The organism is Methylobacterium sp. WL19 (genome assembly GCF_008040005.1).
Taxonomy (GTDB): Bacteria; Pseudomonadota; Alphaproteobacteria; order Rhizobiales; family Beijerinckiaceae; genus Methylobacterium; species Methylobacterium bullatum.
On sequence record NZ_VRVC01000157.1, the window covers coordinates 1 to 9,929 of the forward strand.

The following is a 9,929-nucleotide window of genomic DNA, read 5'->3' on the forward strand; positions in this document are numbered from 1 at the left end:
GCGGAGACCGGGGCGGCGATCGCGGCGGCGAATACGGCGGCGGCCGTTCCTCGGGCGGCGAGCGTCGGCCGGCGGCGGCTTCGTCGAAGCCCAATTACGACCTCGACGACGATATCCCGTTCTAGGGATCTGCCGTTCCCGTCGTCGGCATCCGACAGACAGGACGCATTGTGTATCGGCCTCCACCAAGTCCGCTCACGGCTACGATAGTCACATATCTCGCGGACAGCGCGGGTTCTCTCTCCTGGAAGGAGAGGGACAGGGTGAGGTGTGTGACCTTTTCGGAGATGGACCACACCTCACCTCAGTCCTCTCCTTTCAGGAGAGGGGGTGCCGTCGCGCCTCACATCGCCTCCTCATAAACAGGGGGTCGAGCAGATGGGTGACTCCAGCAGCCGCTCACGGAGCGGACAGACGGGCTCCCCAACAGCGAACAGGCATCAGGCGTCGGGTTGCGACGGCGCGAGCCGCGCCATCGCCGATGCGACCTCCAGCAGGGTCTCCCCGGTCAGGTCCGGCGGCTCAAGTGCTGGTGAGTACGGCACACCCCGAGCGACGTAGCCGGTCATGAGGCCGGCCATCCTGGCGCCGTGGAGGTCCCAGGGGTGGGTTGCGATCATCGCCATGTCGCCCGGAGCGAGGACGGCGGCCCGCGTGGCGTGGCAATAGACCTCGGCGCGCGGCTTGGACAGCTTCACGTCCTCGACGGAGAGAACCCGCTCCACGAGCCCCTCCATACCTGCCGCGGCGAGCAATCCCCTCGTGGTCGCGGCCGCGCCGTTGCTCACGGCGAAGACCCGGATGCCGGAATCGGCGAGAACCTCGAATGCCGCCTTGGCGTCCTCGTGCGGTGGAAGAGCCTTCATCATGCCGAGTACCGCATTCCTGTCCTCCGGCGAGGCGGACAGGCCATGCATGGCGAGCACCTCGTCCAGGCACCCCGACAGCACGGACTGGAACGGCGCGAAGGTGCCGGTGGCCGCCAGGGCGAACATGTCCCGCAGGCCGGCGGTGTAGAGGAAGTCCAGGGCGAGCGGCGGCAGGCCCATCGCCACCAGGGCGGGCCGCATCGGCTCCATGCTGAACACCGTGCCGATGATGTCGAAAGCGACGGCTTTCGGGCGAACAAGCATGACGGTGACCCTGTTGATCGATGCGGCGGGATCGATGATCTCGGGTAACCGGCCTCGCGCTCTGCCGGTTCACATGGACCGCATCGGCATGCTTCCATGGGCTCGATCAAGCAGGGGGGCGAATCGATGCGCGTCATGGTTCTGGTCAAGGCGACCACGGACAGCGAGGCGGGGATCATGCCCTCCCTCGATCTCCTCACCGCCATGGGCGAGTTCAACATGGAACTCGCCAAGGCGGGCATCCTCCTCGCCGGCGAGGGCCTGCACCCGTCCGCCAGGGGCAAGCGGGTCGCCTTCGACGGCGCCTCCCGCACCGTCAGTGACGGTCCCTTCGCCTCGACCGGGGAGCTGGTCGCCGGCTTCTGGCTCTGGCAGGTGAAGGACATGGCGGAAGCGCTCGACTGGGTGAAGCGCTGTCCCAACCCGATGCCCGGCCCGAGCGAGATCGAGATCCGGCCGCTCTACGAGATGTCCGATTTCGCCGGGGCTATGGCGGGGTGAGCGGCACGACGCGCCGATCCCGGCTTTTCGGGTCGCCTTGTGGCATTCCGAGCCAGCGCCCGGATAGGGTTCCGCCGACGCCCCGGCCGTCCGGGGATGGGGATGGAGGGCGACGGCTCCACAGGGGCTGAAATCGGCGTCGCAAACGCTTGCGACGCATGGGGTTTGTCGCTGTCGTCGCGACGTGCGGCGGTGGCGCGGCGGGATTGGATGGCGTATGAAGGACGCTTGAGACGGAACGTGACGCGGCCGGCCTTTTCGAGGCCACGCGGAACGCCCCGCCCCCCACTTTCCCTAGCGCCCGTCGCTCCACGCGGACCCGGCCCGCCGGGACCGTCACAGGCAGAGATCGAAGACCTTGGCAGAGAAAGACGATACCGGCGCCGGCGCGACGCCGCCCGCCTCGGACATCAAGCCCGTTTCCATCACCGACGAGATGCGCCGCTCCTATCTCGATTACGCCATGAGCGTGATCGTGAGCCGGGCTCTGCCCGACGCGCGGGACGGCCTGAAGCCGGTGCACCGGCGCATCCTCTACTCGGCCTATGAGAGCGGGCACCTGCCCGAGCGGAAATACGTCAAGTCGGCCCGCATCGTCGGCGACGTGATCGGTCTCTACCATCCGCATGGCGACCAATCGATCTACGACGCCTTGGTCCGCATGGCCCAGGACTTCTCGATGCGGCTCATGCTCATCGACGGGCAGGGCAATTTCGGCTCCGTGGACGGCGATCCGCCGGCGGCCATGCGCTACACCGAGTCGCGTCTGGCCAAGCCCGCCAACGCGCTGCTCGCCGACATCGACAAGAACACCGTCGACTTCCAGCCGAACTACGACGAGTCGCGCGAGGAGCCGAAGGTTCTGCCGGCGCGCTTCCCGAACCTCCTCGTCAACGGAGCGGGCGGCATCGCGGTGGGCATGGCCACCAACATCCCGCCGCACAATCTCGGCGAGCTCATCGACGCCTGCATCGCCCTCATCGACGATCCCGGCCTCACCATCGAGCAGCTGACCGAATACGTCCCCGGCCCGGACTTCCCCACCGGCGGCTCGATCCTCGGCCGCGCCGGCGTGCGGCAGGCCTACGCCACGGGCCGCGGCTCGGTCATCATGCGGGCGAAGTCCCATGTGGAGGAGCTGCGCAAGGAGCGCGAGGCGCTGATCTTCACCGAGATCCCGTATCAGGTGAACAAGGCGACTCTCATGGAGAAGATCGCCGAGTTGGTGAAGGAGAAGCGGGTCGAGGGCATCTCCGACCTGCGCGACGAATCCGACCGCGACGGCATGCGCATCGTCATCGAGATCAAGCGCGATTCGATGGCCGACGTGGTGCTGAACCAGCTCTACCGCTTCACGCCGCTGCAATCCTCCTTCGGCTGCAACATGGTGGCGCTGAACGGCGGCCGCCCCGAGTTGATGAACCTGAAGGACCTGCTCACGGCCTTCGTGGATTTTCGCGAAGAAGTCGTCTCGCGGCGGACCAAGTTCCTCCTCGGCAAGGCCCGCGAGCGCGCCCACGTGTTGTGCGGTCTCGCCATCGCGGTGGCCAATATCGACGAGGTCATCCGCCTCATCCGCACCTCGCCCGATCCGAACACCGCCCGCGAGGCGCTGATGGGTCGCCTCTGGCCGGCCCTCGACATCGCGCCGCTCATCGCCCTGGTGGACGACCCGCGCCACCGCGTGGACGAGAACGGCAATTACCGCCTGTCGGAGATCCAGGCCCGCGCCATCCTCGACCTGCGCCTGCAGCGCCTCACGGCTCTGGGCCGCGACGAGATCGGCGACGAGCTCCAGAAGCTCGCCGACGAGATCGCCGACTACCTCGACATCCTGCGCTCGCGCCTGCGCATCATGACCATCGTCAAGGACGAGCTGCGCGAAGTCCGCGAGGCCTACGCGACGCCGCGCAAGACCATGATCCTCGACTGGGATTCCAACGTCGAGGACGAGGACCTGATCCAGCGAGAGGACATGGTCGTCACCGTGTCCCATGCCGGCTACGTCAAGCGCGTGCCGCTCTCGACCTACCGGGCCCAGCGCCGGGGCGGCAAGGGCCGCTCCGGCATGTCCACCCGCGACGAGGATTTCGTCACCCGCCTGTTCGTGGCCAGCACCCATACGCCGGTCCTGTTCTTCTCGAACCAGGGCCAGGTCTACAAGGAGAAGGTCTGGCGCCTGCCGATGGCGGCCCCCAACGCGCGCGGCAAGGCGCTCGTCAACATCCTCGCCATGGATGCGGGCACGGAGCGCATCACCACGATCATGCCGCTGCCCGAGGACGAAGCCTCCTGGGAGACGCTCGACGTCATGTTCGCCACCGCCAGCGGCGGCGTGAGGCGCAACAAGCTCTCCGACTTCGTGCAGGTGAACCGCGCCGGCAAGATCGCCATGAAGCTCGATGAAGGCGACCACATCGTCCACGTGGAGATCTGCCGCGCCGATCAGAACGTCCTGCTCACCACGCAGGCCGGCCAGTGCATCCGCTTCCCCGTCGAGGATGTCCGCGTCTTCAAGGGGCGCGATTCCACCGGCGTGCGCGGTATCAGCCTGGCGCAGGACGACCGCGTCATCTCGATGACGATCCTCAACAGCTTCGACGCGACGCCCGAGGAGCGTGGCGCCTTCCTGAAGATGCAGCGGGCCGTGATCGGCGACACCGAGGGCGGCGATGCCGATTCCGAGGACATCGCCACCGATGCGCCGCTTCTCTCCCAGGAGCGCTACGCCGAAATGGGCGCGGCCCAGCAATTCGTGCTCACCCTCTCCGAGCGCGGCTTCGGCAAGCGCAGCTCGTCCTTCGAGTATCGGATCTCGGGTCGCGGCGGCAAAGGCATCACCGCCATGCGGGTCAACCCGCGCAACGGCAACCTCGTCGCGTCTTTCCCGGTCCAGCCCTCCGACCAGATCATGCTGGTGACCAATGCCGGACAACTCATCCGTGTGCCGGTGGACGATATCCGCATCGTCGGCCGCGCCTCGCAGGGTGTCACGGTGTTCAACACCGAGAAGACCGAGCGCGTGGTCTCGGTCGAGCATATCGAGGGTGAAGGCGAAGGTGAGGACGATGCCGGAGAGGTGACGGCAATCGATCCCACGGGAGACGCCCCCTGAAAGAGGCCTTATTCCAACTGATCTGGAATCATTCGGAATCAGTCTGAAAACTTTCGACCCGAATGCCGGTCATGTCGCAAGACTTGGCCGGCATTCTCGTTTCGGTCACTGATCTTCGGTGTTGCAGCCAAGTCATATCCGGCGCCGCGGTGCACGGATAAGTTCGGCCCCAGAGAGATATCGCTCCATCGTCCGCGCCGGACCGAACGAGACGTTCGGCGCAGCGTGGAGTTGCGAAAAGGCTCTGCCGTTCCGGCACCTCGCTTGGCGAATCCATAAGCCGGACGTCGTCGACCAGACTTCGAAGACCGAAACTTCGGGCGGGCGCTCCATCGGGGCATCCGCCTTTTTTCGTGCGCCGCTCGATCGCCGGGAGCCCCCGAGCGCGCCGGGATGGTCGCGGGCGGTTCCGTTTCGGGGCGAAATGCTCTACGCCCACCGGTGATGATCCGCACCGCGCTCTACGCTGGCTCTTTCGATCCGGTCACGAACGGACACCTCGACGTCATCCGTCAGGCATGCCGGCTCGTGCAGCACCTGGTGATCGCCATCGGCGTGCATCCGGGCAAGGCCCCCATGTTCTCGCCCGAGGAACGGGCGGATCTGCTGCAAGCGACCTGCGCGCCCCTGGCGGAGGCCGAAGGCGCCAGCCTCGACATCGTCACGTTCGGCGATCTGGCGGTGTCGGCCGCACGGCGCTCGGGCGCGAGCATCTTCATCCGCGGCCTGCGCGACGGCACGGATCTCGACTACGAGATGCAGCTCGCCGGCATGAACGGCGCCATGGCGCCGGAGGTGCAGACCGTGTTCCTGCCCGCCTCCACCGGCGTTCGGCCGATCACCGCCACCCTGGTGCGCCAGATCGCGGCCATGGGCGGCGATGTCTCGCCCTTCGTTCCTCCCCTCGTGGCGGAACGGCTCGCCGCGCGCTTCGCGCAAGCCTGATCCCTTCCATCCACCTCCTTCAACGGACCGGAGACCGCCCCCTCATGACTCATCGGACCCTCCATCGGCGGACCGCCTTCCTGTCCCTGGCGCTTGCCGCCATGATCGGGTTCGCGCCCGTGGCACGGGCGGCGGACGACAACACGGTCTATCTCGACACCAAGGACGGCCGCGTCACCATCGAGCTGCGCCCCGATCTCGCGCCGCAGCACGTGGCCCAGCTGAAGACCCTCATCAAGAAGGGCTTCTATGACGGGCTGAAGTTCCATCGCGTCATGGACGGGTTCATGGCCCAGACCGGCGACCCGAAGGGCAACGGCACCGGCGGTTCCTCCCTGCCGAACATCCCGGCCGAATTCTCCCAATCGCCGTTCCGGCGCGGCACGCTCGGCATGGCCCGCTCGTCGGATCCGAACTCGGCGAACTCGCAGTTCTTCATCTGCCTCGGCGACGCGCCGTTCCTGAACGGCCAGTATACCGTGATCGGACTGGTCTCCTCCGGGATGGAGGTCGTCGACAAGATCAAGAAGGCGGCGGCGGGCGCTCCGGGCGGCGCGGTCCAGAACCCGGACAAGATCGTGAAGATGCAGATGGCCCAAGGCGCGAAATGACCGGAGGCGCGACAGTGAGGCGCCCGACGCGCCTCGCCGTCGCCGCGTCGGCGGTCGCCATCCCGCTCGCGGCGGGTTTTGCATCGGCCGCCCTGGCGGGAGCCGGACTGCCGCTGACGCCGCCCGCGTCCCTGCGCTCCACGGTGCAGGCCCCGGAGGGCGGTATCGCCGCGAGTCCGGCCAACACGCTCCAAGAGCTCTACCCCCGACTCGCCGCCTGCTGGGAGGTGCCGCAGGGCCTCGCCGGCTTCCCGCGTACCGAGATCACCGCCCGTTTCGCGCTCCGCCGCGACGGGTCCGTCATCGGCGAGCCTCGCATCACCTTCTCGATGCAGAATGCCGATCAGCGCGGCAGGGACATCCTGACCCGCTCGACCCTCGACGCGATCCGGCGCTGCACGCCGGTCGCGATCACGCCGGCGCTCGGCGCCGCCATCGCGGGGCGCCCGATCGCCCTGCGGTTCATCTACCAAGGTCCCCAGGGACAAGGAGTCTGACCCCATGGCCGATACCGAAACCCTCATCCTCGAAACCACCAAGGGCCGCGTCGTCATCGGGCTGCGCCCCGATCTCGCCCCCAACCATGTCGAGCGCCTCAAGACGCTGGCGGGACAGGGATTCTACGACGGCGTGCCGTTCCACCGCGTCATCGACGGGTTCATGGCCCAGACCGGCGACCCGACGGGCACCGGCTCGGGCGGTTCCGACCTGCCGGACCTGAAGGCCGAGTTCAACGACGAGCCGCATGTGCGCGGCACCTGCTCGATGGCCCGCACCAACTTCCCGCATTCGGCCAATTCGCAGTTCTTCCTCTGCTTCGGCGACGCCCGCTTCCTCGACAAGCAATACACCGTCTGGGGCAAGGTGACCGAAGGCATGGACGTGGTGGACAGCCTCAACAAGGGCGAGCCGCCCCGCTCGCCGGACAAGATCGTCAAGGCCACGGTCGGCACCGCCTGATCCGACAGCCTGTCCATGAAAAGGGCGTCCGCGCGTGACCCGCGCGGACGCCCTTTCTCGTTTGTGGGGCTCAGCCCCGCGCGTTACAGGAAAACGGCGATTTTCCTGTAACGCAGGTACGAGCCATGCCGTCCATCGATGCCGCCGCGCAGACGGTCTTCGCCGATCTCAATCAGCGCTGCGCCGATGCGGAGTTCGACCGCGACTTTCCGGAGAACGGCAAGTTCATCAAGCGCACCATCAAGGCGCGCGAATACTGGTACTACCAGGGCTACGATGCCGCCACCGGCACGAAGTCCAACCGCTATGTCGGCACGGTGGCGGATTCCGAGACCACGCGGCGAGTCGAGGCCCATGACCGCCAACGAGTCGATTACCGCACCCGTATCGACGCGGTTCGGATGTTGCGGAGCGCCGGGTTTCCGACAGCGGACGCCCTGACGGGCCGGGTCGTCGAACGTCTGGCGCAGGCAGGCTTCTTTCGGCTGCGCGGAGTTCTGGTCGGCACGGTGGCGTTCCAGACCTATCCGGGCCTCGTCGGAGAGCGCCCGATGAGAGCGCTCAGGACCGGCGACATCGATCTCGCACAGGATTACGGCATCTCGGTCGCGATCGGAGAGAGCATGCCTCCCGTTCACGAGGAACTTCAGGCCGTGGATGCGAGCTTCCGTCCGGTGCCGAACCTGTCGCGGCCGGACCGCACGAGCGCTTTCGCGAACGCCAACGGGTTTCGGGTCGAGTTTCTCGTCTCGAACCGCGGCTCGGACGATCTGACCGGGGCGCTCATCCCGATGCCGGCCCTCGGCGGTGTCAGCGCCCAGCCGCTTCGCTATCTCGATTTCCTCATCAGGGACCCGGTCCGCTCGACGCTGCTCCATGCCGGCGGAATCTCGGTCACGGTGCCTGCTCCAGAGCGCTACGCCGTCCACAAACTCATCGTGGCGAACGAGCGGACCGAGCGAGAGAAACAGGCGAAGGACCTGACTCAGGCGAGCTTCCTGATCGCGGCCCTGGCCAGGAACCAGCCCGTTGCCCTGGCAGCCTCCTGGGTCGAGGCGTGGAGCCGAGGTCCCTCCTGGCGCCGTCACCTGGAAACAGGCGTCGCACGCCTAGACGAGACCGGGCGCATCGCCATCACGCAAGCCGTCTGCACGCATGGCGAAATGCTGGGCTACGAGCCGACGCAGGTCGGGTTTCCCGCATCTCCTGCGTAGCGATCACCGATCGGCCTGACGAAGCAGCGCCTCCGCCAGCGCCAGATCCTCCGGCGTGTTGACGTTGAGGAACGGGTCGACCGGGTCCGCCGGCCAGTCCACCGCCACGGCACCGTGGCGGCGGAGGAATGCGCCGACGCGGCGCTCGCCGCGCTCGACGAGGGAGGCGCGGAGATCGTCGCGCAGGGACACGGACCAGAGCGCCACGGTGAAGTGCTCTCGCCCGGCCGAGGAGGCCATGGCGATGGGCGCGCCGGACAGGCCAGTCCGGAGACGGTCCACCAGGTCGAGGGGCAGGAACGGCGCGTCGCCCGTGACGCTGGCCACATGCGTTGCGGAGGAGTGGCGCGCGGCGGCGTAGTCGAGGGCGGCGAGGATTCCGGCGAGCGGCCCCGGATTGTCGGGCACCCCGTCCGGCAAGACCGGACCGGGGAATTCTGCGAACCGGGCCGGGTCGCCATTGGCGTTGAGGACGATGCCGAGACCGCATTGCGGCGTGAACCGCTCCACCACCCGGTCGAGGAGGGTGCGCCCCGCCAGGAGTCTCAGCGGCTTGTCGCCGCCGCCCATCCGGCGGGACAGGCCGCCGGCCAGAACCACCCCGAGCACGGGCGCCACGCCGGGCTACTCGATGACGATGCGCGGCGCGGCGCGGGGGGCCGGCCCGCCGGTGAGGTTGGCCCAGAGCTGGGCGGCGATGCCGCGATAGACCTTCGCGTGCGGCCCGTCCGGGTCCACCGCCACCACGGGACGACCGGAATCGGAGGTCTCGCGAATGGTCATGTTCAGGGGGATCTCGCCGAGGAACGGCACGTCGAGCCGCGCCGCTTCCTCACGCGCGCCGCCATGGCCGAAGATGTGCGAGGCATGGCCGCAATTCGGGCAGATGAAGGTCGCCATGTTCTCGATGACGCCGAGGATCGGCACCGAGACCTTGCGGAACATCGTCACCCCGCGCCGCGCGTCGATCAGCGCCAGGTCCTGCGGCGTCGAGACGATGACGGCCCCGGAAAGCGGCGTCGCCTGGGCCATGGTGAGCTGGGCGTCGCCGGTGCCGGGCGGCATGTCGACCACGAGGATGTCGAGCTCGCCCCAGGCGACCTCGCGCAGCATCTGGGTGATGGCCGATTGCACCATCGGGCCGCGCCAGATCATCGCCGTCTCGGGCTCGATCAGGAAGCCGATGGACATCACCTTGATGCCGTAGCCGTCCATCGGCGCGAGCAGGCGCTCCTCGATCACCTTCGGCTTGCCGGAGAGGCCGAACAGCTTGGGCACCGAGGGGCCGTAGATGTCGGCATCGAGCAGCCCGACCTTCAGCCCCTGCGCCGAGAGGGCGAGGGCGAGGTTGCAGGCGGTGGTGGACTTGCCGACGCCGCCCTTGCCGGAGGCGACGGCCACGATGTGGCGCACGCCCGGCAAAGCAGGGCCGGTGCGGGGAGGGGCGGGC

At 67.8% G+C, this 9,929-nt stretch carries 10 protein-coding genes and 1 pseudogene; 8 read left to right on the forward strand and 3 right to left on the reverse strand.

Going from position 1 to position 9,929, the window contains the following annotated elements; genetic code table 11:
- Nucleotides 1-125: pseudogene (locus FV220_RS26245) on the forward strand (single-stranded DNA-binding protein); the annotation flags it as partial.
- Nucleotides 126-440: 315 nt separating this feature from the next.
- Here FV220_RS26245 and FV220_RS22095 read toward each other — a convergent pair.
- Nucleotides 441-1,133, reverse strand: coding sequence for an HAD family hydrolase (locus FV220_RS22095; protein WP_147833236.1), 693 nt, complete (start codon nt 1,131-1,133; stop codon nt 441-443).
- 126 nt (nt 1,134-1,259) lie between these two features.
- Between FV220_RS22095 and FV220_RS22100 the strand changes: the two genes are divergently transcribed.
- From FV220_RS22100 to FV220_RS22130, 7 genes are all read left to right on the forward strand, one after another.
- Nucleotides 1,260-1,634 carry a YciI family protein gene (locus FV220_RS22100; protein ID WP_147833241.1) on the forward strand — a complete coding sequence of 125 codons (375 nt, stop codon included), beginning with the start codon at nt 1,260-1,262 and terminating at the stop codon, nt 1,632-1,634.
- A 358-nt stretch (nt 1,635-1,992) separates the two neighbouring features.
- The gene (gene gyrA / locus FV220_RS22105; protein WP_018043009.1) at nt 1,993-4,749 is read left to right on the forward strand and encodes a DNA gyrase subunit A; all 2,757 of its coding nucleotides are present in this window, start codon (nt 1,993-1,995) and stop codon (nt 4,747-4,749) included.
- Between the two features lie 444 nt (nt 4,750-5,193).
- Complete coding sequence (gene coaD / locus FV220_RS22110) at nt 5,194-5,694, forward strand: pantetheine-phosphate adenylyltransferase (protein ID WP_056144642.1); 501 nt, start codon at nt 5,194-5,196, stop codon at nt 5,692-5,694.
- 44 nt (nt 5,695-5,738) lie between these two features.
- On the forward strand, nt 5,739-6,305 hold the full coding sequence (locus FV220_RS22115; protein ID WP_018043011.1) for a peptidylprolyl isomerase: 567 nt from the start codon (nt 5,739-5,741) through the stop codon (nt 6,303-6,305).
- Nucleotides 6,302-6,802 (forward strand): hypothetical protein, encoded by a 501-nt coding sequence (locus tag FV220_RS22120; RefSeq protein WP_147833237.1) that lies wholly within the window; start codon nt 6,302-6,304, stop codon nt 6,800-6,802. The genes FV220_RS22115 and FV220_RS22120 overlap by 4 nt, the downstream gene beginning before the upstream one ends.
- A gap of 4 nt (nt 6,803-6,806) precedes the next feature.
- Entirely contained in the window at nt 6,807-7,265 is a 459-nt protein-coding gene (locus tag FV220_RS22125) for a peptidylprolyl isomerase (protein WP_018043013.1), read from the forward strand.
- A 125-nt stretch (nt 7,266-7,390) separates the two neighbouring features.
- Complete coding sequence (locus FV220_RS22130) at nt 7,391-8,479, forward strand: GSU2403 family nucleotidyltransferase fold protein (RefSeq protein ID WP_147833238.1); 1,089 nt, start codon at nt 7,391-7,393, stop codon at nt 8,477-8,479.
- Nucleotides 8,480-8,482: 3 nt separating this feature from the next.
- Here FV220_RS22130 and mobA read toward each other — a convergent pair whose 3' ends face one another.
- Together mobA and FV220_RS22140 are read right to left on the reverse strand one after the other, a co-directional pair.
- On the reverse strand, nt 8,483-9,097 hold the full coding sequence (mobA, locus tag FV220_RS22135; protein ID WP_147833239.1) for a molybdenum cofactor guanylyltransferase MobA: 615 nt from the start codon (nt 9,095-9,097) through the stop codon (nt 8,483-8,485).
- A 6-nt stretch (nt 9,098-9,103) separates the two neighbouring features.
- Nucleotides 9,104-9,929, reverse strand: an 826-nt coding sequence (locus FV220_RS22140) for an Mrp/NBP35 family ATP-binding protein (RefSeq protein ID WP_147833240.1), incomplete at its 5' end; no start/stop codon positions are given.